We start from the raw sequence: 22,252 nt of genomic DNA on the forward strand, positions 1-22,252 counted from the left end.
CTCATCGCTCCAAAACTGTTTGAGTTCAACCATGAACATACTCATGGCCTTCAAAACTTGTTTGGCAGTTCGATTCATGGCTCATACACTGCAAAAAAACGCCCTGTCGTTCTGCCAGGCCACAAAGGCCTTGAGCGAATTAAGCACACATGGTTCTGATCTGGATACTGTCAGAGTTGACGGGTGGCCGCTTATACAGTGGTTGGGTAAAAGCCCGCTATGCATTACCTGAAACAGCATTTGGGGACAGGCAGCAAGAGGCCAGGTATTCAATAATTGCGGGCCAACCGCCACACCCGCGCAATATCCCCTGCTCGTTCGCGGAGCAATAGCGGCGCATTGGCGCACGCCTGTGTAAGAGTCATCGGCCCTGAGGGCAAAGCAAACGCGGCATCGACGCCGTGTTCATACATCTGCTCGTAACCGTCACCCAAGGTGCCGGCGATGACGATCACCGGCACACCGTGCTGCCTGGCGATCCGCGCTACACCAAAGGGGGTTTTGCCACGCAAGGTCTGGGCGTCAAAGCGGCCCTCGCCGGTGATTACCAGATCGGCGTCGCGTACGGCTTCTGCCAGTCCGACCAGTTCTGCCACCACTTCCACCCCTGAGCGGAACTGCGCATTCAGAAAGGCCTTGGCGGCAAATCCCAGGCCGCCGGCGGCGCCGCTGCCGGGTTCATCACGCACGTCCTTGCCCAGCACTTGAGCGCAGTGATCGGCGAAGTGCCCGAGCGCCTGATCGAGTTGTTGCACCTGTTCAGGCGAGGCACCTTTCTGCGGGCCAAAAATCGCTGAGGCGCCATGGGGACCGCAGAGTGGATTGTTGACGTCGGCGGCGATTTCGAAACGGACCTGCTCCAGACGCGGGTCCATCCCTCCCGGATCGATTCGGGCCAGCGCTTTGAGTGCCAAACCGCCCCGGCTCAACGTTTGTCCTTGGTCGTCGAGCAAGCGCACGCCCAACGCCTGCATCGCCCCGGCGCCGCCATCGTTAGTGGCACTGCCGCCGATGGCCAGAATGATCCGTTGCGCGCCAGCGTCGAGCGCCGCGCCAATCAACTGACCTGTGCCGTAAGTGCTGCTGGAGCAGGCATCGCGCTGACCGACCGCAACCAGCTGCAAACCGCTGGCCTCGGCCATTTCGATGATCGCGGTGCAGCTCTGCGGCAGCCAGCCCCAGCGAGCCAACACCGTTGCACCTGACGGGCCTTGCACCTGAGTGCTGCGCAACTCGCCATCGCACGCGGCGAGAATTGCTTCGACCGTGCCTTCACCACCGTCCGCCATCGGGCACTTGATCAGTTGCGCATCCGGCCAGACTTCGGCCAGCCCAAGAGCGATGGCATTGGCCACCCCTTCGGCACTCAGGCTGTCCTTGAATGAATCGGGGGCGATGATGATTTTCATGTGAATTCTCCAGTTCCAGTCCCGCCATGCTGCCAGTTGGCATCAGGAATGACGCCGGTCCACTGCACAAGTCGCAGGTGGGTTTATTGTTCATTTCCACAAAGCCCCGGATCGCTTCGAGTTATGCAAAGATCAAAAGATCGCAGCCTGCGGCAGCTCCTACAGGGATCAGGGATCGTATTCACATAGGATTGCCGGTGTGTACCCGGTCGGCGTAGGAGCTGGCGAAGCCTGCGATCTTTTGATCTTTGGCTACGGGTGGGCATCGCTCTGCGGCAAGAGCTGCACACCCAAATACAACGCCAACATCCCATCCAGCCGCAACGGATCGACACCACTGATTTCGGCAATCCGCTCCATCCGGTAGCGTAGGCTGTTGCGGTGAATACCCAGGGCCTCGGCACAGGCCTGGCTCTGGCCGTCGTGTTCACACCAGCTGCGCAGGGTCGCCAGCAACTGGCCGTTGCTGTCCTTGGCGATGACCTTGCGCAACGGGTTGAGCAACTCGTCCAGTGCATCATCGTTGCGATGACGCCAGAGCATCACCGGCAGACGATAACGGTTCAGTGTCAGCAAGCGGCTCTGTGGTAACACATCCCGCCCATAAGCCAGCAGATCACCGACTCGCCGATAACAACGGCGCAACCCTTGCAGACCATCGGCCTGACCACCGACGGCGATACGCAGTATGTTCCAGCCCTGACCATCAAGTTTTTCCAGCAGCCGTTCATTTTCGATCGACTGCGTCGCCGCACGGCACCAGAGCAACGACGACTTGGCCGAACTCACGCACCAGCTGTCGGGATAGCGTGAGGTCAGCCAGGCACTCAATGCTTCAACGGTCTGTCCGGGACCATGCTCCAGCCCCAGCTCAAAGAGATAAGGGATGCGCGGCAACTGTGGCTTGAGCCCCAATTGCTGAGCCTCGTCGATCAAGCGTGGCGAATCTCCGGCCTCGCTGAGCAACAAGGCCAGCAGATCATCGCAACGCTGGCGACGCCATTGCTGTTCTTCCTGCTGGTTACGCTGACCCACGAGCATCTCGGCGGTCATACGCACGAGCTCGGCGTAGGTTCGCAACTGGTCCGGCTCACCGGTGATGCCCAACACGCCGATCAATCGCTGGTCGAGGAACAACGGCAGGTTGATCCCCGGCTGCACGCCTTTGAGGTGCTTGGCGGTCTGCGCGTCGATCTCCACGACACGACCATTGGCCAGGACCAGCTGCGCCCCTTCATGGCGGGTGTTGACCCGCTCCGGCTCGCCGCTGCCCAAAATCAGGCCCTGGCTGTCCATGACGTTGACGTTATAGGGCAGGATGGCCATCGCCCGGTCGACGATATCCTGCGCCAGGTCATGATCCAGTTCGAACATAGCAGCGAGATCCTTGAAGGCAGTTTCTTATTAGTGATTTTTCCCCGGCACAGCGCAAGCCCGCAAACCCTGTGCGCAGGCACAAAGACAGGAACCCTGGGGTGACCGAGACTCTTGGTGCGATCAACGTTACCTTCGCATCGCAAAAAATCATAATAAAGAGAGACCCGCCATGTCAGAGAGCGCCGCCACCCTGGCCACAGCTGACGACAAAAATGCCGTCTACAGGGCATTACCCAGCGCCTCATCCCGTTCATTTTCATCTGCTACCGCGGCGGTGTTCATGCTGCTGGTCGGCCGCACTGTACCTGCTGGCCGGAGTGATCGTTGCCGGTAGCCTGCTGGCATTGCGCATGACCCGTACCCTTCGTGCCTGATTAACACAAACCTAGTGTGGGAGCGGGCTTGCTCGCGAAGACGGTGTATCAGCCAACATCAATGTTGAATGTAAAACCGCTTTCGCGAGCAAGCCCGCTCCCACATTTAATCCGGGGGTGTTCAATAATTCCGTTTGCCCCGTGCAGTCGTTCTGGTATTTGATTGAGCCTTTCCCACTGGCAAAAGGATTTCATCATGAGCTACCGAACCCTCGGCCAATCCGGTCTGCAAGTGTCCGCCCTGACCCTGGGCACCATGATGTTCGGCGAACAGACCAGCACCGAAGATTCCCTGCGGATCATCGACAAGGCCTGGGATCAGGGCATCAATTTCATCGACACGGCGGACGTCTACACCAACGGGCGTTCCGAGGAAATTGTCGGTGAAGCGATTGCCAGTCACCGTCAAGAGTGGGTCGTCGCGTCCAAGGTTGGTTTCGGCCCGGTGGACGGTGTACCGAATCGCACGGGTTTGAGCCGCAAGCATCTCTTCAACGCCATCGAGGCCAGCCTGACCCGACTGGGCACCGATTACCTGGACATCTACTACCTGCACCGCGAGGACCACAACACGCCGCTGGAGGTCACCATTTCAGCCATTGGCGACTTGCTGCGCCAGGGCAAGATCCGCTACTGGGGACTGTCCAATTACCGCGGCTGGCGCATCGCCGAAGTGATTCGCGTGGCGGATAAACTCGGGGTCGACCGGCCGGTGATCAGCCAGCCGCTGTACAACATCGTCAACCGTCAGGCCGAGACAGAACAGATCACCGCCGCCCATGCCTACGGTCTCGGCGTGGTGCCCTACAGTCCATTGGCCCGTGGTGTACTCAGCGGTAAATACGCACCGGATGTCACGCCGGACGCCAACAGCCGAGCCGGGCGTCAGGACAAACGCATTCTGGAAACCGAATGGCGGGTCGAGTCACTGCGGATTGCCCAGCAGATCCAGCAATACACTCAGGGCCGAGGCGTCGGTATCGTCGAGTTCGCCATCGCCTGGGTGTTAAACAACGCGGCGGTCAGCTCGGCCATCGTCGGGCCGCGTACCGAAGAACAGTGGGACGCCTACACCAAGGCATTGGCGGTAAAAATCACTGCCGAAGACGAAGCTTTTATCGACTCGCTGGTGACACCGGGCCACGCCTCTACCCCGGGCTACAACGATGTCAGCCATTTCGTTTCCGGGCGGGTACCGCGCTCACGCTAAACGGCACTCTGTGATCATTGAAAGCTTCAGCATTGAGGATTCGGACTTTTTTATTCCATAAATGCATTAATAAATAAAAATTAAGTATTTATGGATATAACAGGATCGCAGTACTCTGAGGCCTCACAAGGACTACTGAGGAAGTGCACCATGAGCCGAGCCGACAACGTCATTGACCTCGCCAGTTACCGCAAGCGCCAGCATTCACGTCATCTGGCCGAGCTGATGTGGAACCTGTATGCCGTTCGCGCCAATTACGCAGCTTCTCAGTTGGTCGGGCAGGGTCCGGTCGGCAAATCCAGCGAGTCGAATCAGGCCTGACCCATGATCCCTTTGAGTTCGCTAGCCAGCTACGATGAGCTGGAACGCGATGGCAGCGAAAGCCAGCGCCTGGACGATGACCTGATCAGCCGGCGGGTCGGCCAGAACCTGCAACGCCTGCGCAGCAAACGTTATCTGTCGCTGGATGCGCTGGCACGTTTGTCCGGCGTCAGCCGAGCGATGCTCGCGCAAATCGAATCGGGCCGCAGCGTGCCGTCGATCAAGGTCCTGTGCAAGATTGCCAAAGGCCTCAAAGTCTCGGTCGCGGCGTTTCTGGAGAACCGTGCGTTCGAAGGCGTTGCCTTGTTGCCGGCCCGAAATAGCAAACGCCTGGTCAGTGCCAATGGCGCCTTTGTCAGCCGCGCCCTCTTCCCCTTCGACGTGGCGCGTCAGGTGGAGTTCTACGAATTGCGTATCAGCCCGTTGGGCGAAGAAGAATCGCAAGGACATGGCCCTGGCATTCAGGAAAACCTGGTGGTTGCCCAAGGTGTTCTGGAGATCAGCGTCAATCAGGAACGTTATCTGCTTTCGACCGGCGACTCGATCTTGTTCTACGCCGACCAACCCCACCGTTACCGCAACCCGGCCGACAGCGAAGCCGTCGCCTATCTGGTGATTACCCATCCGGAGCGATTGGATTGAGACAGCAAAAAGCCCGGCATCACTGCCGGGCTTTTTATTGGCCTGAACGCTCAACCTGACTCAGCAGGTGCAGCACATCATCGGCATGCCGTTGCAGCTCATCATCATCGGCATGCTGCAGTCGTTCATCATTTTCATCATCAGTGCACAGCAGTTATTGAGCATGTCCATGCTCATGCCTGGCATCGGCATGATTTTGCACATCATGCAGTCCGCTTCGACGCGGCATTCAACGATGCATTTCATCGACGGCATCGGCATGCCCATCATCGGCATCGTGTTCATCATCGAGGTCATAGGCATCATTGCCATGCCGTCCTGGGACATGCACATCATCGACATATTGGCGCAATGCATCATCATCGGCATGCCGCAGTTCATCATCATCGACATCATGTCAGCGCTGTTCTTGAACATCGCCATGTCCATGCCTGCCGCCGGCATCATTTTGCACTGCATGCCGTCTTCGAGCATTTCGCAGCTCATGGTCGCCATCATCATCGGCATGCCCATCATTGGCATCATCGGCATGTTGGTGTTCATCGGCATTTGCATCTGCATGGCGTTCATCATGTTCGAAACTCTCTGGATAGTTGGTTTGAATCTGGACAGTTGTTTGAAGCGGATGCGGCGGATTCTAGAGAGTGGCGGCTGTGGAACAAGATGACGGTCAAACAGCGCAACCGGGCGTTGCGACCGATTAAAAAGCAGTGAAACCGAATCAATTTCTGCTATGACCTGAAAATGCTCACATAAACAGAATATTTAAGGGCAATCACGATGTATTCGACGGTTTAGATATCCCTTACAGATCTATATAAATAACCCAAATGCATAAACGTTCTAAACAGTCGAAAAAAATCCTGGAAGCGCGTGCTAGAGCCCTCTTTCCTCTCTACCCTCCACCCAATGACCGCCCAAGGTCATATCGCTAACACGATGGCCTTGAGGCAGCTGTAGGTAATAGTCCCGTTAGAGGTGATAAATCCGGGTAAAAGTCTCGCGGAAAAACCCCTATATTCTCTCCGCAAAATTCCCCCTTCTTTTAAAACGCTTAATTGCCCAAGTCTCGCGAGGACAGTGTGTCAAAAGGTATTGCTTTATCGGTTCTGGCATCGGTGCTGTTTGCCGTCATGTATTTCTATACGTCGCTGCTCTCGCCCCTCAGCGGTGTAGAGATTTTTGGCTGGCGGATGCTGCTGACCGTGCCGTGTATGACCGTGTTCATGCTCGCCTCCGGCGAATGGAAACATGTGATCGCACTGGTTAAACGCCTGCCTGGAAAACCTGCTCTGGCGCTGGGCCTGTTGCTCTCTTCGGCGTTGCTCGGCGTACAGCTCTGGTTGTTCATGTGGGCACCACTGAACGGGCATAGCCTGGATGTTTCCCTGGGCTACTTTTTACTGCCGCTGACCATGGTCCTGACCGGACGACTCGTCTACGGCGAGCAGCTGTCGTACCTGCAAAAGATCGCGGTGTTCTTCGCCACCCTCGGCGGGGTCAATGAGGTGTATCAGGTCGGCAGCTTTTCCTGGGCGACCTTGCTGGTGGCCATCGGTTATCCGATCTATTTCGTGTTGCGTCGCCGCCTGGCCGCGGTCAACTTGGGTGGGCTGTGGTTCGACATGACCTTGATGCTGCCGGTGGCACTATGGTTCGTGCAAAGCAGTGAGCAGGGTTTTGGCGTGGTCGGGCAACATCCGTGGCTGTACGTGCTGATTCCGGTGCTTGGGCTGATCAGCGCCTCGGCGCTGGTGAGCTACATCATCGCCAGCCGGTTGTTGGCCTTCAGCCTGTTCGGGTTGCTCAGTTATGTCGAACCGGTACTGCTGCTCGGCGTCGCCCTGCTGCTGGGGGAAAGCATCGGACCGGGGGAATGGTTGACGTATATCCCTATCTGGCTGGCGGTGCTGGTGTTGGTTTTCGAAGGGTTTAAGCATTTGGTTCGGCATCTGCGCCCCTGATCCGGTGGCGAAAAAAAATCCCGGTCAGCATTGCTGCTGACCGGGATTTTTCACATCTGATACCGATTACTCGGTGGCAAGCACACCACGGCGAACCTGGTCGCGTTCAATGGATTCGAACAGCGCCTTGAAGTTGCCTTCGCCAAAGCCATCGTCGCCTTTACGCTGGATGAATTCGAAGAACACCGGGCCCATCAGGGTTTCGGAGAAGATTTGCAGTAACAGGCGTTTGTCGCCTGCCTCGGACGAACCGTCCAACAGAATCCCGCGCGATTGCAAGTCTTCAACCGGTTCACCGTGGTTCGGCAAACGGCCTTCAAGCATCTCGTAGTAGGTTTCAGGCGGCGCGGTCATGAAGCGCATGCCGATTTTCTTCAGGTGATCCCAGGTCTTGATCAGATCGTCGGTCAGGAAGGCAACGTGTTGAATGCCTTCGCCGTTGAACTGCATCAGGAACTCTTCAATCTGCCCTGCGCCCTTGGACGATTCTTCGTTCAGCGGGATTTTGATCATGCCATCCGGTGCGGTCATGGCCTTGGAGGTCAGGCCGGTGTATTCGCCCTTGATGTCGAAATAACGGATCTCGCGGAAGTTGAACAGCTTCTCGTAGAAACCAGCCCAGTAAGCCATGCGCCCGCGGTACACGTTGTGGGTCAGGTGATCGATGATTTGCAGACCAGCGCCTTGCGGATTGCGGTCCACGCCTTCGATGAACACGAAGTCGATGTCGTAGATCGAGCTACCTTCGCCGAAACGGTCGATCAGGTACAGCGGCGCGCCGCCAATGCCTTTGATCGCCGGCAGGTTCAACTCCATCGGGCCGGTTTCGATATGAATCGGCTGGGCGCCAAGTTCCAGAGCACGTGCAAACGCCTGCTGGGCGTTCTTGACGCGAAATGCCATGCCGCAGACCGACGGGCCATGCTCGGCAGCAAAGTACGAAGCGACGCTGTGGGGTTCGTTGTTGAGGATCAGGTTGATGTGGCCCTGACGGTACAGGTGCACGTCTTTGGAGCGATGGGTGGCGACTTTGGTGAACCCCATGATCTCGAAGATCGGTTCGAGCGTATTTGGGGTAGGCGATGCGAATTCGATGAACTCAAAGCCCATCAGGCCCATTGGGTTTTCGTATAAATCTGCCATGGTTGGCGCCTCATCATGCTTTTAGAATTAACGGATCGTTAGTTACTAGCAATGCTGAGACAGGCGGGCGGCGCGCAGGAAATCCCCCGCACGCTGCGGGCGAGGAAATCACCGAAAATCAGTTGGAACCCTAGTAGCTTCATGTCGACCCATTCTCTTACGGGCGAGGCTTCTGCTGCCAGAAGACTTATTCTTATATGCGTAAACCGATTCTACACAGCGTAAATCAGTTTGTCCGCATTCTGTATCAAATCCCCTTTTTCGATGTCAGCGCAAGGGGTTTGTTGCACAGGTAGATGCCTCCCAGAATCAGCCCGCCTCCCAGATACATAGGCAGTGTCAGTTGCTCGCCCAGCAACAGCGCGCCGAAGATGACAGCGGTCAGCGGGTTGAGAGCGATGAAGACACCGGAACGGGTTGCGCCGATTTTTTGGATGCCGTCGTAGTACCAGATGTAGGCCAGCGCTGAACCCAGTACACCCAAATACAGCAGACTAAAAAACTGCCCGGGATCAAGGCTCGCCAACGCTTCGATACTCAGCTCGCCGCGCACGGCGCTAGTCACCCAGAGCATCACTGTGCCTATCAGGATCGAATAGGTCACGGTTTGCAGCGACCCCAACGCCTGGTTCAGGCCTTTGGAATACAGCGAGTAGATTCCCCAACCCAACACGCAACCGAGAATCAGCAGGTCACCCATCCAGGCATTCGCAGCGCCGTTAAACAGTTGTTGATTTCGAACGACGATCACCAGGCCCGCCCCTGCCAGGCAAATCGTTATGCCAATGACTTTTGCCCGACTCAAGCGCTCCTTGAACAGTAGCCAGGACGCCAGAGCGATGGCTGCCGGGTTCAATGCCACGATCAGCGAAGCGCGCGAAGCATTGATGTAATGCAACCCATAGAAGAAGCACAGGTTATAGAAAAAGATCCCGAAGAATCCCAGCACGGCCAGCTGCAACCATTGCTTCAAGTTGGGACGCGCCAACGGGATACGGGCCAACGCCATGAATAGCAGCAATGCCAGACTGGCCAGCAGAAAACGCATGCTCGCCGCGAGCAATGGATTGAGCGTACCGGCCAGGAATCGACCGGCGACAAACGTCCCGCCCCAGATCATCGTGACCGTGGCCAGCTTCAGGTAAACCGGAAAATCGGAGTCAATCGGCGCTGCTTTTACATCAGTTCTCATGTAACTCTCGGGCGCAAAGGCATGGGCATGGCGTATTCTTTGACTAATACTTGATCATCGTAAAATGAGTAAAAGCTCATGACCCTGACCCAACTCGAGATTTTTTCACTGGTCGCCGAGCTGCGCGGCTTTACCAGCGCCGCGATCCGCCTGGGCATTACCCAATCGGCGGTGTCCCATGCCATCAAATCCCTGGAGCAAGAACTCGGTGTCGAGTTGTTTAGAAGGCATCAGTCTCTGGTCGAACCGAGTGATATCGGCCAGCAACTGTTGTTGCGCGCCCGAGCCATGCTCGGGCTGGCCAACACCCTGCAACAGGAAGCCGCCGATGCGCGCGGCATGAAACGTGGCACGTTGCGTATTGGCTCCTTTGGGCCAACGTCATCAATGAAGCTGTTGCCGATGATTCTGCAGCAGTATCGCGCGGCCCATCCGGGGATTGAGGTACACGTCGACGAAGGTCCGGATCGCCAAGTCCTACAGTGGCTTGAAGAACGGCGGATCGATATCGGATTTGTGGTGTTGCCTGAAGAGCGCTTTGACACGTTTGCGTTGGTCGAAGACCAGATGGTCGCGTTGGTCCCTGCTGCTCATGCGCTGGCCGCGAAGGAAAGCGTGACCTTGCGTGAACTGTGCAGCGACCCGTTCATTCTCACGCAGGCGGGTTCTTCGGAGCTGGTTTCAAGGATGTTCACAGCCGCCGGATTGACACCGGACATTCGTTATCGAAGCTCGCAGTTGCTCAGCACACTGGAGAGCGTCAGCCGCGGCGACGCGCTGACGATCGTCGCCGAGTTATCGTTACCGGAATCCACAGACGGTCGGTACGTGAGAAAGGCGCTTTGTCCTCAAGTCAAACGTCAGGTGGGTCTGGCGGTACTGGATCAACGACAGTCATCGCCGGCCACGCTGGCGTTCATCAAGTTGGCGTTAAGCCTTAATTACCCATGAAAAGGCATAAAAAAACGCCACCACCCTCTATCATGCTCGGTACATGAACTCATTTTGGGAGGAAAGTCGTTGCCCTGCCTGCATTTGAGAGCCCTATCGTTCTTGCCCCGTTACAGGTTTCGCAAATGCCATTGACTGTTAAAGGCCCAAGGAATCGGACCACACGGTATGCAATAACCGTGTTGAGCGCAGCGCTGCCCATCGTGCTCGGGGTCGTCATCCTGTACCTGCAAGCCGAACGCACACTGGAACAGGCCACCGCGCAAACCGCCGAAGAGGCTGTCCGTCAATTCGACCTGATGCTCGACAATGCTGCCCAGGCAGCGCAAGAGATTCTTCCGCTCGCGGGCCAACCCTGTGATAACGACGAGCGACTTGCCTTGCGTGAACAAGTCACCCGCCGCCCTTTCGTTCGTTCTACCAACCTGATCTGGAATAACAGCAACTATTGCAGCTCGCTGTTTGGCGACTACGTAGCAGAGCAAGCGCTGAACCCGAATGACTATGTCGAGGGCAAGTTGTGGCTGATGAGCGGCAATCCTGTCACGCCCAATACCGCAGTGCTGGTCTATCGGTTGAGCGAAGGCAATAAAGCCGCTCTCGCAACCATCGATGGTTTTTACCTGAGCAACGCACTGCGACTGATAAGCCGCTATACCGACCTGGTGCTGCAAGTGGGACCCCACTGGCTATCAGCCGATGGACAGGTCCATGACTCAAGCCTGCCGGTTTCCCCCGTGGCCCCCACCCATCTCCAGTCGTCCCGCTACGCCTACGGCGTCGAGGCCGGCATGCCTGAGGGAGAAGTCTGGCGCTATATGAAGGCCAGGTACCCAGCGTTGTTCAGCCTGCTGATCTTCTTCGGGGCGATTTCCGCAACCCTCGGCCATTGGGTACAGAAACGTTCATCGTCACCGAGCCATGAGTTGCAACGTGCATTGGAGGCGGCTGAGTTCATTCCCTGGTTCCAACCCGTAGTACGTGGCGATAACCAGCAATGGGCAGGCATCGAAGTGTTGATGCGCTGGAAACACCCGAAAGAAGGCCTGGTGCGCCCGGACTTGTTTATCCCGTTTGCCGAGCACTGCGGATTGATCGTCCCGATGACCCGCTCGTTGATGCGACAAACCGCTGCAGTGCTTGCACCTCATGCCCAGTCGCTCATTGATGGTTTCCATATCGGCATCAATATCACCGCCAGCCACTGCCGTGACCTTGAGCTCGTTGAAGACTGCCGGGAGTTTCTCGGCGCATTCGCACCCGGTAAAGTCACGCTCGTTCTGGAGCTGACTGAACGCGAGCTGATCGAGCCCACGGACATCACTCACCAGCTCTTTGAACAACTGCACGGACTGGGGGTCATGATCGCTATCGACGATTTCGGCACGGGCCACTCGAGTCTGGGTTATTTGCGCCAATTCAATGTGGACTTCCTGAAAATTGACCAAAGTTTTGTGGCGATGATCGGTGTCGACGCGCTGTCCCGACATATACTCGACAGCATCATTGAGCTGTCAGGCAAGCTCGATCTGGGCATCGTTGCTGAAGGTGTCGAAACACCTGAACAGCGTGACTATCTTGCGGCACAAGGTGTGGATTTCCTGCAAGGCTATCTATTCGGACGGCCCATGCCTGGCGATGAGTTCCTTCATGCATTAAATCATCATTAAATAGCGACGCCTGGCGGACAAGAACCTCTATAGTGCAATTGAACACCTGCCCAATTGCATCGGGCGACTCTTACCCGGCACATAAAGAAAAGACGTGATTTACTCTGGGCGCGTTAACTACTACAATTTTTCTTGCCTGTGCAAGATAGCAGGTGAGCCATTATCACCGAGTCGTCCTAAGGCGCTTGGCTTATAGCTTTGTTTGCGGTTGGTATCAGCCAAATACACTATTGGAGTAAAGATATTGTCCAGACTCGCTGAATTTCGTGCCGCTGAAAAGGCCCTTCAACAACAGCTCGCGCAGCTGGAATCGCTGAAGAATGACGCTGGGCTCAAGAAAGAAATCGAATTCGAAGAAAAGCTCCAGGGCCTGATGAAAACCTATGGCAAGAGCCTGCGCGACATCATTGCCATCCTCGATCCGCACCCGAGCAAATCCAGCCAGCTGGCGGCTGCTCCAAAAACGCGCCGTGCCCGTGTGGTCAAGGTTTACCACAACCCGCATACCGGTGAACTGATTGAAACCAAGGGTGGCAATCACCGCGGTTTGAAAGCCTGGAAGGAACAGTACGGTGCCGCCACCGTAGAGTCCTGGCTACGCGCTTAAGCGATTTCGCCCTACAAAGGCCCTGCATTTGCAGGGCCTTTTTTTATAGCGCAAATCGATGTAACGATGATCGCCGATCCACTTGGAAACATCCGGCAAATACCGACTAATGAATGCGTGAACGAGCAACTAAAATTTCAGGCTGTTTCGGGCAGCGACTATCTCGTCCTGGCTCGCCGCATAAGCCTCTGCTTGCCCAGCATAGGAAAGAACATACGCTTTATCGGCATCGACCGCGGCGACTAGTGTTTGAGACAGGACATGCCGCCCGTTCTGCGTAATGGTACAAGTGGTTTCAAGCGCCGACAGCCGACTCAATGTGGTTGAGTGAATCCGGGTGCAAACACTTTGATAGCCGCCCGAAACAAAATCCTTCTGCACTGACTTGCGCATCTCCAGTAACACCGCTTGCAGATTGACCTCATGCCCGGCTTCAACCTGAGTCATAGTTAACTCCATGACCATGACCGGGGTCCCATATTGATCATTTTTAACCGCTCGCTGCCTGGACACTTTGGGCGGCGACTCAGTCGTTGCATCATCTTGCGGCAACGCTTCTACTTCCCAGCCATTGGGCCAGGTGACGATTGGATCGGCCGCCTGAACACCGACACTGCCCACCAGCAGGCCTAGCAAAACGAATACGGTTTTATACGGTCGGATCATTGCAATGAGCACTCGAAGGTCGAACGATAAAGTCTGAGCCTCACAACCTCACCAGGCAATAGGCCAATGGGTTTGGTGCTGCCGCAACCCTTGCGTATCATTGGCCCACTGCAAGCAAACCCAGTCAACCGCAAGCCAAGGGGCTGCTCGTGATATCGAGCACCGCTTGCCCCACTTATTCTCCGGAGGGCCCATGAGCCTGCAAGAACTGAACACTTTCCCGGGCGTGACCGCTCAACCTGACACCGCTACTCAGAAATTTGTCTTCAACCACACCATGTTGCGTGTGAAGGACATCACCAGGTCGCTGGATTTCTACACTCGCATCCTGGGTTTCTCCCTGGTGGAAAAACGCGACTTCCCGGAAGCCGAATTCAGCCTGTACTTCCTGGCCCTGGTTGATAAAGCACAGATCCCGGCTGACGCTGCGACGCGTACCGAGTGGATGAAGTCGATTCCTGGCATTCTCGAACTGACCCACAACCACGGCACCGAGAACGACGCGGATTTTGCCTACCACAACGGCAATACCGACCCACGAGGCTTCGGCCATATCTGTATCTCGGTGCCGGATATCCGCGCCGCGTGCGAACGCTTTGAAGCACTGGGTGTGGACTTCCAGAAACGCCTGAACGACGGCCGCATGAAGAGCCTGGCCTTCATCAAGGACCCGGACGCTTACTGGGTTGAAATCATTCAGCCTGCGGCAATGTGAACCACCCATAAGTGATCCAACACAGGGCTAGTGTGGGAGCGGGCTTGCTCGCGATAGCGGTCTGACAGTCACATCAGTATTGAATGTGCTGCCATCATCGCGAGCAAGCCCGCTCCCACATTAGAGCTGCGCAACGACAAAACCCCATGATCGCTCATGGGGTTTTGTTTTTAGGCATCGGTTTACGCTGGTGCGGAGGTGCGAATCAAATGATCGAACGCGCTGAGCGATGCTTTGGCGCCCTCGCCCACTGCAATAACAATCTGCTTGTACGGCACCGTGGTCACGTCACCGGCAGCAAACACACCCGGCGCTGAAGTCTCGCCACGGGCATCGACAATAATCTCACCGCGAGGCGACAGCTCGAGGGTGCCTTTGAGCCAATCGGTGTTGGGCAGCAAACCGATCTGCACAAAGATCCCTTCCAGTTCGACATTCAACACTTCACCTGACTGCCGATCCTTGTAGCGCAAACCGTTGACCTTCTGTCCGTCACCGGTCACTTCAGTGGTTTGTGCGCTCGTGATCACGGTCACGTTCGGCAGGCTATGCAATTTGCGCTGCAACACCGCATCGGCGCGCAACTGCACATCGAACTCCAGCAGCGTGACGTGAGCCACGATACCGGCCAAATCAATGGCCGCCTCGACACCCGAATTGCCGCCACCGATCACTGCCACACGCTTGCCCTTGAACAACGGGCCGTCGCAGTGCGGGCAGTAGGCAACGCCGCGATTGCGGTATTGCTGCTCGCCCGGGACGTTCATTTCACGCCAGCGTGCGCCGGTGGCAAGGATGACCGTCCTGGCTTTGAGCGATGCACCGCTGGCGAATTTGACCTCATGCAGCGCCCCGTTCTTGCCGGGAATCAGCGTGTCGGCGCGCTGTAGGTTCATGATGTCGACGTCGTATTGTTTGACGTGTTCTTCCAGGGCCACGGCCAGCTTCGGCCCTTCGGTTTCCTGGACCGAGATGAAGTTTTCGATGGCCATGGTGTCCAGCACCTGCCCACCAAAACGCTCGGCAGCAACACCGGTGCGAATGCCTTTACGGGCCGCGTAGATCGCCGCCGAAGCACCCGCCGGGCCACCGCCAACCACCAACACATCAAAGGCCTTTTTGGCGCTGATCTTTTCAGCCTGGCGTTCAATGCCGCTGGTGTCGATCTTGCCGAGGATTTCTTCCAGGCCCATACGGCCCTGGCCGAAGTTGACCCCGTTCAGGTAGACGCTTGGCACGGCCATGATCTGACGATCATTGACTTCGTCCTGGAACAACGCGCCGTCGATGGCGACGTGGCGGATGTTCGGGTTCAGCACGGCCATCAGGTTCAGCGCCTGGACCACGTCCGGGCAGTTCTGACACGACAGCGAAAAATAAGTCTCAAAGTTGAACTCGCCTTTGAGCGAGCGGATCTGTTCGATCACCTCACTACTGGCCTTAGAGGGGTGGCCGCCGACTTGCAGCAACGCCAACACCAACGAAGTAAATTCATGGCCCATGGGGATGCCGGCGAAGCGCAGGCTGATATCGCTTCCCGGGCGGTTCAACGAGAACGATGGCTTGCGTGCATCGGTACCGTTGTCGAGCAATGTAATCTGGTTCGAAAGACTGGCAACGTCTTTGAGTAACGCGAGCATTTCCTGGGATTTCGCACCGTCGTCGAGGGAGGCGACGATCTCGATCGGCTGGGTGACCCGTTCCAGGTATGACTTCAACTGAGCTTTAAGATTGGCGTCCAACATACGGGCGATTTCCATGTTTTTGATAAAAGGTGATTCGTAGAAAAAACAACGCCCGAGCGAATTCCGCCCGGGCGTTTTTTTGGGGCGATGCGGTTTACGTGCTTAAGAGCTCATCGCCCTCAGTCGACTCACAGACTTAGATCTTGCCGACCAGGTCCAGAGACGGAGCCAGAGTGGCCTCGCCTTCTTTCCACTTGGCCGGGCAAACTTCGCCTGGGTGAGCGGCGACGTACTGAGCAGCCTTGATTTTGCGCAGCAGCTCGGAAGCGTCACGGCCAACACCGCCGTCGTTCAGTTCGACGATTTTGATCTGACCTTCAGGGTTGATCACGAAGGTACCGCGGTCAGCCAGACCGACTTCTTCGATCAGCACGTCGAAGTTGCGGGAGATCACGTGGGTCGGGTCACCGATCATGGTGTAGCGGATTTTTTCGATTGCAGGCGAAGTGTTGTGCCATGCGGCGTGGGCAAAGTGGGTGTCGGTCGACACGCTGTAGATTTCAACGCCCAGCTTCTGGAACTCGGCGTAGTTATCAGCCAGGTCTTCCAGCTCGGTCGGGCATACGAAAGTGAAGTCGGCCGGGTAGAAGAACACGACAGACCATTTGCCTTTCAGATCGGCGTCCGACACTTCGACGAATGCGCCGTTTTTGAATGCGGTTGCTTTGAACGGTTTAACGTGGCTGTTGATGATAGGCATCGGTGACTCTCCGTCAGGGTTGAAAAGTTGATGAGGTGAATCCTACCCACTCAACTTCCTGATGGCTCATTGGCAAAGCTGATGCTGCTGATTGGTTTTGGCTATTAGCAGGCTGTATTAATAGAAGAAAACGTTAGATAGGCTTCTCAGCGATTTGGGTCATCCCGAGAAACGGGCTGGCTTCTATATAGCGCATCGCTGACTTCATATCCTTCCAGCCGACATAACTCATCAACGACTTCAAGTCCCAGCCACTGCGATGAGCCCAGGTGGCGAAGCCCCGGCGCAATGAGTGACTGGTGTACTGCTCGGCGGGAATCCCCGCGCGCTGCAATGCCTGACGCAACAGTGGAATCACGCTATTGGCGTGCAAACCCTCTTCGCTCAGGTTGCCCCAGCGATCGATCCCTCGAAACACCGGACCGCGCACCAACGCGGCAGCATTGATCCATTCGATGTAAGCCTGCACCGGACACAAGCGCTGCAGCGCCGGGGTTTGATAGGTCTTTCCCAGGTTGTCGCGATCACTTTTGCTGCGCGGCAAATACAGAGTGATGCCCGACCCGGCGGTTGCCTGCACATGTTCGATGCGCACCCGGCACAACTCATCGCTACGAAAACCCCGCCAGAAGCCCAACAAGATCAGTGCGGCGTCGCGCCTGGCCCGCAGCAGCGTGGGTTGATCGCCGTCAGCCATGGCTTGCAACGCTTCTTGATCGAGAGACGTGATGACTTGCTCCAGATGCTCGAGCTGCAACGGCTCGGCCTGCTTTTCCTGGACCGGGTGCAAGGCGCGGATGCCCTTGAAGACCTTGCGCACCACGGGCGCCTTGGTGGGATCAGCAAAGCCCTGGCTGTTATGCCACTGCGCCAGTGCAGACAGACGCAGCTTCAATGTGTTGATCGACAGCACACCCGCGTGGGCGACGAGGTAGCGCGCCACGCTGTCGCTGGTTGCCGGCAGAAACCCGCCCCAACTGACTTCGAAGTGCTCGATCGCCGCCCGGTAGCTGCGTCGGGTGTTCTCGCGGGTTGCAGCGTGCAGATAGCGATCCAGATCGCTCATGGGCTCAACTCTCGGTGACGTACTGAAATACAACGTTAAACCGTGCTTTTTCTGCCATCACACGGGGTAATACCAGTATATCCCATGCCAAAAATACAAATCTTTAACTTTAATATTTGCGTGATACAGTACAACTATACGTGGTACATACCACAGTACGAAATCGTAGGAGAAAACATGGCTCGCGGCGGCGTAAATAAGGCGGTAGTACAAACAGCACGCTTGGCGATCCTCGCCCGCGGCGAGCATCCAAGTATCGATGCGGTACGTATTGAGATGGGCAATACCGGCTCAAAGACCACGATTCATCGTTATCTGAAGGAGCTGGACGATGGCGACGAACGCCTGAGCGCCCCGCAAGAGCAGATCGACGATGAGTTGACGGGCCTGGTTGCGCGTCTGGCGCAACGCCTTAAGGAGCAGGCTCAGGAGCCTATCGATCGAGCTGAAGCGCGATTCGAGTCGCAAAGAAAAGTGCTGGAAGCGCAACTGACTGAAGCCCTCCACGCTCAGGCTCAGCTCAAGCAACAACTCGAGATTCAGCACATAGCGCTCACCAATGAGACCGCCACATTGCAGAGCACCCGCTCCATGCTGCAGACCGAGCAAACCCGCAACGCCGGGCTGAACCAGGCATTGAGCGACTTCGAATTACGCTTGAAAGACAAGGATGAGCAGATTCGCTCACTGGAAGAAAAGCACCTGCATGCCCGCGACGCCCTGGAACATTATCGCAACGCCATCAAGGAACAGCGCGAGCAAGAACAACGCCGCCATGAAGGTCAGCTGCAGCAGGTTCAAATGGAGTTGCGCCAGGCCCAGCAGAGCGCGCTGGTGCGCCAGGATGAAATCACCCAGCTGCACCGCGACAATGAACGCCTATTAACCGAGAACCGCGGCACCCTCAGAGAGTTGAGTCTGATCCAGGAGCAGCTCAAGCAGATCAATAGCCGCCATCAGCAGCTGCTGGAGCATTCAAGCCGCGTCGACAGTGAGCGCACCCTCCTCCAGGAACGCTTGCGCGTCGCCTTGCTGGAAAGCCAATCACTCAAGCACACCGTCGACGAGCAGGCCCAAACCCACAGGGAGCTGGAGCTTTCGCTAGCAAAAGCCGAAGCAGGCCTGGCCCTGCACCTGACGTCCGTGACGATCACCGAGCCAGATGCGGAGCAAGCGTCAGGACCTGCTAAAGACGATTAACTGGCCACCGGCGTACGCATGGTGACGAACTCTTCGGCGGCCGTAGGATGCACGCCGATGGTTTCGTCAAAATCACGCTTGGTTGCGCCTGCCTTCAAGGCAATCGCCAAACCCTGAACGATCTCGCCGGCATCCGGCCCGACCATGTGACACCCCAGAACCTTGTCGGTTTTGGCATCTACCACCAGCTTCATCAGTGTGCGTTCCTGACACTCGGTCATCGTCAGCTTCATTGGCCGGAAACGACTTTCGAAAATCTGCACGGTATAGCCGTCTTCTCTGGCCTGCTCTTCAGTCAGGCCGACAGTGCCGATATTCGGCAAGCTGAACACCGCCGTCGGGATCATCTTGTAATCCACAGGACGGTATTGCTCAGGCTTGAACAAGCGTCGTGCCACGGCCATGCCTTCAGCCAAGGCCACCGGTGTCAGCTGAACCCGGCCAATCACATCGCCGATGGCCAGAATCGATGGTTCACTGCTTTGGTATTGCTCATCGACTTCGACGAAACCGCGCTCATCCAGTTTCACCGCAGTGTTTTCCAGGCCGAGATTGTCCAGCATCGGACGGCGACCTGTGGCGTAGAACACGCAATCAGCCTCCAGTTCGCGACCATCCTTGAGCGTCACGTTCAAACTGCCATCGGCTTGTTTGTCGATGCGCTCGATATCCGCGTTGAACTGCAGATCCATCCCGCGCTTGGTCAACTCTTCCTGCAAATGTGCGCGCACCGCACCATCGAAACCACGCAAGAACAGATTCCCGCGATACAACAGCGTGGTTTCCGCGCCCAGACCATGGAAGATCCCGGCGAACTCGACCGCGATATAACCGCCGCCCACCACCAGAACGCGTTTGGGCAGCTCTTTCAGGAAGAACGCTTGGTTGGAACTGATGGCATGCTCGTGACCCGGAATATCCGGGATCTGCGGCCAGCCACCGGTGGCAATCAGAATGTGCCTGGCAGTGAAACGTTCGCCATTGATTTCCACTTGATGCGGGTCGATCAGCCTGGCGTGACCTTCATGAAGCGTTACGCCACTGTTGACCAGCAGATTTCGATAGATACCGTTCAATCGGTTGATTTCGCGGTCCTTGTTAGCAATCAGCGTCGGCCAATCAAATTCGGCCTCTCCCGGCGACCAGCCAAAACCCTGAGCCTGCTCAAAGTCTTCAGCGAAGTGGGCGCCATACACCAACAGCTTTTTCGGCACGCAACCCACGTTGACACAGGTACCGCCCAAATAGCGGCTCTCCGCTATTGCCACTTTCGCACCAAAGCCGGCGGAAAAACGTGCAGCACGAACACCGCCAGAACCGGCACCAATCACATAAAGGTCAAAATCGTAGGCCATTTCAATCTCCTCGGCAGGTCACAATCATAACCGCTGCAGCCTTTTTGGGCAGCGCTGTGAACTACATGAGGCGGGAATCGAGTAGGAGGCAGATTTACATCCGCCGTCCTCTCAAATACCACCGTACGTACGGTTCCGTAGACGGCGGTTCAGGTCACACTGTTAAGCCGGTTTATCGTATCCAGTATCGAGACCAACCACTGTGAGTCAGTTAGTTATACGCGGGGTGTTTTCCGTGGCCAGGCGTGAGGCGCTACGTTCTTTTCTTTTCTTCCAGAAGGAGGAAAAGACTCGATTCGCGACTTGTTTTCAGGGGGTATCAAGAGCAAAAAAGGAGCAATTCCAAGCCACGCTATTGGATTTTTCTCATAGTCAACTGGAGGAGCAGCCAGCAGGCTGCAGGTATCGACTTATCACTGGCACCATACCTTCATGATCACTGTGTACCCCCTCGCACAAGAGCCCATAATCCTCTGGCGATTGTAAGGGCGCTATGCACCCTCACCCTCCAGGATAATGAACAGGACCACCCCCATGAATCTTACCGGGATGGCGGTGCCTGAATCAGTAACCTGCTTGCGTATCGACGCTTGCCGGGATCAAACCGCTGCTGCGAAATGCCTGAATGTTGGATGCGACGATGGCTGATGCGGTTCGATGATGGGTCGGGGCGGAACAATGTGGCAGCACCAACACCTGCGGGTGCGTCCACTGCCATTGGTCTTGGGGTAAGGGTTCGACGGCAAAGACGTCCAGCACCGCATGGCCAATATGGCCACTGTCCAGTGCGCTCGACAGCGCTGCGTCATCGATGATCGGCCCTCTGGCAAAGTTGATCAGGCTGGCGCCCGCCGGTAACCAGCCGAGGGTTTGAGCGTTGAGCAACCCGGTGGTGTGCTCGGTTAATGGCAGCAGGCAGATCAGGATGTCGGTCGTGGCGAGCATCGATTGCAATTCTGCAGCGCCGGCGAAGCACTCGACATTCGCCAGTGCCTTGCGCTCGCGACTCCAGCCTCTGACCTTGAAGTTCGCCGCATGCAAACGCTGTGCGGCCGCTTCGCCCAGCACGCCCATGCCAAGCAAGCCGACCGTCCGCTCTTGAGCGCGCACGGCAGGCAGTGGCTGCCAACGTTTGTGCCGTTGCTGACGGATATAGCTGGGCATGTCGCGATGCAGATACAGCGTCCAGGCCAGTACGGCTTCGGCCATGGTTTCGGCGAGTTGCGGGTCGATCAGGCGAACGATCTTCAGTTCAGCCTGAGTCTGCTTCAGGTCGGCAACAAGGCGTTCGACGCCCGCCCAGACGCTGTGTACCCAGCGCAACTCAGGCAACTGCTTCAAGTCCGCGGGGTTGGGATTGGCCACGATGGCCAGGGTGCACGCGGCTTTATCAGCATCATTGAGTTGGCTGAACGTGACAATACGTTCGCCAGGCATCGCCTCTTGCAGGGCTGCGATCCATTGTTGCGTCGCCGGATAGCCAGGCGCGGCGAGAAACGGAATCGGCGGATTCATACGGCATACACCTGCTGCAGATCCGCAAAGCCTTTCACTTCAATCGGGTTTCCCGCCGGGTCGAGGAAGAACATCGTCGCCTGCTCGCCCGGTTGGCCGGCAAAACGAATGCTCGGCGCCATGACAAATGCAAGCCCCTGCTCTACCAGTCGATCAGCCAGCGCCTGCCAGTCGGGCATTGCGAGAATCACCCCCAGGTGTGGCATCGGCACCCAATGTTCGCCGACGCGTCCGGTGTTGGTCACGGCGAAAGGCTCGCCAAGGTGCAATGAGAGCTGGTGACCGAAAAAGTCGATATCAACCCAGGTCTCGGTACTCCGCCCCTCCTTGCACCCCAACAACGTGCAGTAGAAATGACGCGATTCATCAAGGTCGCGAACGTGATAAGCCAGGTGAAAAATTGACTGCATAATATTCTCCAGATAACAAC

21 protein-coding genes are annotated in these 22,252 nt (G+C 56.6%); 9 read left to right on the forward strand and 12 right to left on the reverse strand.

Features of this window, described 5'->3' with window-relative positions; all coding sequences use genetic code 11:
- Positions 1-269: 269 nt before the first annotated feature.
- The gene (locus tag ACN1C3_RS30270; RefSeq protein ID WP_419119393.1) at positions 270-1,409 is read right to left on the reverse strand and encodes a glycerate kinase; all 1,140 of its coding nucleotides are present in this window, start codon (positions 1,407-1,409) and stop codon (positions 270-272) included.
- A gap of 252 nt (positions 1,410-1,661) precedes the next feature.
- Complete coding sequence (locus tag ACN1C3_RS30275; protein ID WP_419119394.1) at positions 1,662-2,783, reverse strand: sugar diacid recognition domain-containing protein; 1,122 nt, start codon at positions 2,781-2,783, stop codon at positions 1,662-1,664.
- 573 nt (positions 2,784-3,356) lie between these two features.
- Between ACN1C3_RS30275 and ACN1C3_RS30280 the strand changes: the two genes are divergently transcribed.
- From ACN1C3_RS30280 to ACN1C3_RS30290, 3 genes are all read left to right on the forward strand, one after another.
- Positions 3,357-4,370, forward strand: a complete 1,014-nt coding sequence (locus ACN1C3_RS30280; protein ID WP_419119395.1) for an aldo/keto reductase — start codon at positions 3,357-3,359, stop codon at positions 4,368-4,370.
- A gap of 150 nt (positions 4,371-4,520) precedes the next feature.
- A complete protein-coding gene (locus ACN1C3_RS30285) occupies positions 4,521-4,691 on the forward strand; it encodes a hypothetical protein (RefSeq protein WP_419119396.1) in 171 nt (56 codons plus the stop codon).
- Between the two features lie 3 nt (positions 4,692-4,694).
- Positions 4,695-5,333: a helix-turn-helix domain-containing protein gene (locus ACN1C3_RS30290; RefSeq protein ID WP_419119397.1), complete on the forward strand. Its 639-nt coding sequence runs from the start codon at positions 4,695-4,697 to the stop codon at positions 5,331-5,333.
- 60 nt (positions 5,334-5,393) lie between these two features.
- Here ACN1C3_RS30290 and ACN1C3_RS30295 read toward each other — a convergent pair whose 3' ends face one another.
- Complete coding sequence (locus ACN1C3_RS30295; RefSeq protein ID WP_419119398.1) at positions 5,394-5,906, reverse strand: hypothetical protein; 513 nt, start codon at positions 5,904-5,906, stop codon at positions 5,394-5,396.
- A gap of 509 nt (positions 5,907-6,415) precedes the next feature.
- Between ACN1C3_RS30295 and rarD the strand changes: the two genes are divergently transcribed.
- Positions 6,416-7,297 carry an EamA family transporter RarD gene (gene rarD / locus ACN1C3_RS30300; protein ID WP_419119399.1) on the forward strand — a complete coding sequence of 294 codons (882 nt, stop codon included), beginning with the start codon at positions 6,416-6,418 and terminating at the stop codon, positions 7,295-7,297.
- Positions 7,298-7,363: 66 nt separating this feature from the next.
- Here rarD and hppD read toward each other — a convergent pair whose 3' ends face one another.
- Positions 7,364-8,440, reverse strand: coding sequence for a 4-hydroxyphenylpyruvate dioxygenase (gene hppD, locus ACN1C3_RS30305; RefSeq protein WP_419119400.1), 1,077 nt, complete (start codon positions 8,438-8,440; stop codon positions 7,364-7,366).
- Between the two features lie 247 nt (positions 8,441-8,687).
- Entirely contained in the window at positions 8,688-9,632 is a 945-nt protein-coding gene (locus tag ACN1C3_RS30310; protein ID WP_419119401.1) for a DMT family transporter, read from the reverse strand.
- A gap of 78 nt (positions 9,633-9,710) precedes the next feature.
- Between ACN1C3_RS30310 and ACN1C3_RS30315 the strand changes: the two genes are divergently transcribed.
- From ACN1C3_RS30315 to ACN1C3_RS30325, 3 genes are all read left to right on the forward strand, one after another.
- Complete coding sequence (locus ACN1C3_RS30315) at positions 9,711-10,583, forward strand: LysR family transcriptional regulator (protein WP_419119402.1); 873 nt, start codon at positions 9,711-9,713, stop codon at positions 10,581-10,583.
- Between the two features lie 125 nt (positions 10,584-10,708).
- A complete protein-coding gene (locus ACN1C3_RS30320) occupies positions 10,709-12,253 on the forward strand; it encodes an EAL domain-containing protein (protein ID WP_419119403.1) in 1,545 nt (514 codons plus the stop codon).
- 244 nt (positions 12,254-12,497) lie between these two features.
- Complete coding sequence (locus ACN1C3_RS30325) at positions 12,498-12,860, forward strand: histone-like nucleoid-structuring protein, MvaT/MvaU family (protein ID WP_419119404.1); 363 nt, start codon at positions 12,498-12,500, stop codon at positions 12,858-12,860.
- Positions 12,861-12,989: 129 nt separating this feature from the next.
- Here ACN1C3_RS30325 and ACN1C3_RS30330 read toward each other — a convergent pair whose 3' ends face one another.
- A complete protein-coding gene (locus ACN1C3_RS30330) occupies positions 12,990-13,526 on the reverse strand; it encodes a DUF4946 domain-containing protein (protein WP_419119405.1) in 537 nt (178 codons plus the stop codon).
- Positions 13,527-13,719: 193 nt separating this feature from the next.
- On the opposite strand from ACN1C3_RS30330, the gene gloA reads away from it, so the two are divergent.
- Complete coding sequence (gene gloA, locus ACN1C3_RS30335) at positions 13,720-14,241, forward strand: lactoylglutathione lyase (protein ID WP_419119406.1); 522 nt, start codon at positions 13,720-13,722, stop codon at positions 14,239-14,241.
- Positions 14,242-14,423: 182 nt separating this feature from the next.
- Here the strand turns inward: gloA and ahpF are convergent, their stop codons facing one another.
- The 3 genes from ahpF to ACN1C3_RS30350 all read right to left on the reverse strand — a co-directional run bounded on the left by ahpF (position 14,424) and on the right by ACN1C3_RS30350 (position 17,752).
- Positions 14,424-15,986 carry an alkyl hydroperoxide reductase subunit F gene (gene ahpF, locus ACN1C3_RS30340; protein WP_419119407.1) on the reverse strand — a complete coding sequence of 521 codons (1,563 nt, stop codon included), beginning with the start codon at positions 15,984-15,986 and terminating at the stop codon, positions 14,424-14,426.
- Between the two features lie 136 nt (positions 15,987-16,122).
- A complete protein-coding gene (ahpC, locus tag ACN1C3_RS30345) occupies positions 16,123-16,686 on the reverse strand; it encodes an alkyl hydroperoxide reductase subunit C (protein WP_419119408.1) in 564 nt (187 codons plus the stop codon).
- A 133-nt stretch (positions 16,687-16,819) separates the two neighbouring features.
- Positions 16,820-17,752 carry a site-specific integrase gene (locus ACN1C3_RS30350; RefSeq protein WP_419119409.1) on the reverse strand — a complete coding sequence of 311 codons (933 nt, stop codon included), beginning with the start codon at positions 17,750-17,752 and terminating at the stop codon, positions 16,820-16,822.
- Positions 17,753-17,929: 177 nt separating this feature from the next.
- On the opposite strand from ACN1C3_RS30350, the gene ACN1C3_RS30355 reads away from it, so the two are divergent.
- Positions 17,930-18,952 (forward strand): DNA-binding protein, encoded by a 1,023-nt coding sequence (locus tag ACN1C3_RS30355; RefSeq protein ID WP_419119410.1) that lies wholly within the window; start codon positions 17,930-17,932, stop codon positions 18,950-18,952.
- On the opposite strand, the gene gorA is transcribed toward ACN1C3_RS30355, so the two are convergent.
- From gorA to ACN1C3_RS30370, 3 genes are all read right to left on the reverse strand, one after another.
- Entirely contained in the window at positions 18,949-20,307 is a 1,359-nt protein-coding gene (gene gorA / locus ACN1C3_RS30360) for a glutathione-disulfide reductase (protein WP_419119411.1), read from the reverse strand. The genes ACN1C3_RS30355 and gorA overlap by 4 nt on opposite strands.
- 564 nt (positions 20,308-20,871) lie before the next feature.
- Positions 20,872-21,822, reverse strand: coding sequence for a 2-hydroxyacid dehydrogenase (locus ACN1C3_RS30365; RefSeq protein ID WP_419119412.1), 951 nt, complete (start codon positions 21,820-21,822; stop codon positions 20,872-20,874).
- The gene (locus ACN1C3_RS30370) at positions 21,819-22,232 is read right to left on the reverse strand and encodes a VOC family protein (RefSeq protein ID WP_419119413.1); all 414 of its coding nucleotides are present in this window, start codon (positions 22,230-22,232) and stop codon (positions 21,819-21,821) included. Before ACN1C3_RS30370 ends, ACN1C3_RS30365 begins: the two co-directional genes overlap by 4 nt.
- Between the last annotated feature and the right edge of the window lie 20 nt (positions 22,233-22,252).

This window comes from Pseudomonas sp. H11T01, assembly GCF_048515765.1.
GTDB lineage: Bacteria > Pseudomonadota > Gammaproteobacteria > Pseudomonadales > Pseudomonadaceae > Aquipseudomonas.

What these genes read in the sequence shown, in the direction of transcription:
- ACN1C3_RS30285 (WP_419119396.1), top strand. Translation starts at nt 4,521, where the DNA reads ATGAGCCGAGCCGACAACGTCATTGACCTCGCCAGTTACCGCAAGCGC.
- ACN1C3_RS30355 (WP_419119410.1), top strand. Translation starts at nt 17,930, where the DNA reads ATGGCTCGCGGCGGCGTAAATAAGGCGGTAGTACAAACAGCACGCTTG.
- ACN1C3_RS30365 (WP_419119412.1), bottom strand. Translation starts at nt 21,822, where the DNA reads ATGAATCCGCCGATTCCGTTTCTCGCCGCGCCTGGCTATCCGGCGACG.
- ACN1C3_RS30320 (WP_419119403.1), top strand. Translation starts at nt 10,709, where the DNA reads ATGCCATTGACTGTTAAAGGCCCAAGGAATCGGACCACACGGTATGCA.
- ACN1C3_RS30295 (WP_419119398.1), bottom strand. Translation starts at nt 5,906, where the DNA reads ATGATGAACGCCATGCAGATGCAAATGCCGATGAACACCAACATGCCG.
- hppD (WP_419119400.1), bottom strand. Translation starts at nt 8,440, where the DNA reads ATGGCAGATTTATACGAAAACCCAATGGGCCTGATGGGCTTTGAGTTC.
- ACN1C3_RS30315 (WP_419119402.1), top strand. Translation starts at nt 9,711, where the DNA reads ATGACCCTGACCCAACTCGAGATTTTTTCACTGGTCGCCGAGCTGCGC.
- ahpC (WP_419119408.1), bottom strand. Translation starts at nt 16,686, where the DNA reads ATGCCTATCATCAACAGCCACGTTAAACCGTTCAAAGCAACCGCATTC.
- ACN1C3_RS30270 (WP_419119393.1), bottom strand. Translation starts at nt 1,409, where the DNA reads ATGAAAATCATCATCGCCCCCGATTCATTCAAGGACAGCCTGAGTGCC.
- ACN1C3_RS30350 (WP_419119409.1), bottom strand. Translation starts at nt 17,752, where the DNA reads ATGAGCGATCTGGATCGCTATCTGCACGCTGCAACCCGCGAGAACACC.
- gorA (WP_419119411.1), bottom strand. Translation starts at nt 20,307, where the DNA reads ATGGCCTACGATTTTGACCTTTATGTGATTGGTGCCGGTTCTGGCGGT.
- ACN1C3_RS30290 (WP_419119397.1), top strand. Translation starts at nt 4,695, where the DNA reads ATGATCCCTTTGAGTTCGCTAGCCAGCTACGATGAGCTGGAACGCGAT.
- ACN1C3_RS30330 (WP_419119405.1), bottom strand. Translation starts at nt 13,526, where the DNA reads ATGATCCGACCGTATAAAACCGTATTCGTTTTGCTAGGCCTGCTGGTG.
- gloA (WP_419119406.1), top strand. Translation starts at nt 13,720, where the DNA reads ATGAGCCTGCAAGAACTGAACACTTTCCCGGGCGTGACCGCTCAACCT.
- ACN1C3_RS30310 (WP_419119401.1), bottom strand. Translation starts at nt 9,632, where the DNA reads ATGAGAACTGATGTAAAAGCAGCGCCGATTGACTCCGATTTTCCGGTT.
- ACN1C3_RS30370 (WP_419119413.1), bottom strand. Translation starts at nt 22,232, where the DNA reads ATGCAGTCAATTTTTCACCTGGCTTATCACGTTCGCGACCTTGATGAA.
- ACN1C3_RS30280 (WP_419119395.1), top strand. Translation starts at nt 3,357, where the DNA reads ATGAGCTACCGAACCCTCGGCCAATCCGGTCTGCAAGTGTCCGCCCTG.
- ahpF (WP_419119407.1), bottom strand. Translation starts at nt 15,986, where the DNA reads ATGTTGGACGCCAATCTTAAAGCTCAGTTGAAGTCATACCTGGAACGG.
- ACN1C3_RS30275 (WP_419119394.1), bottom strand. Translation starts at nt 2,783, where the DNA reads ATGTTCGAACTGGATCATGACCTGGCGCAGGATATCGTCGACCGGGCG.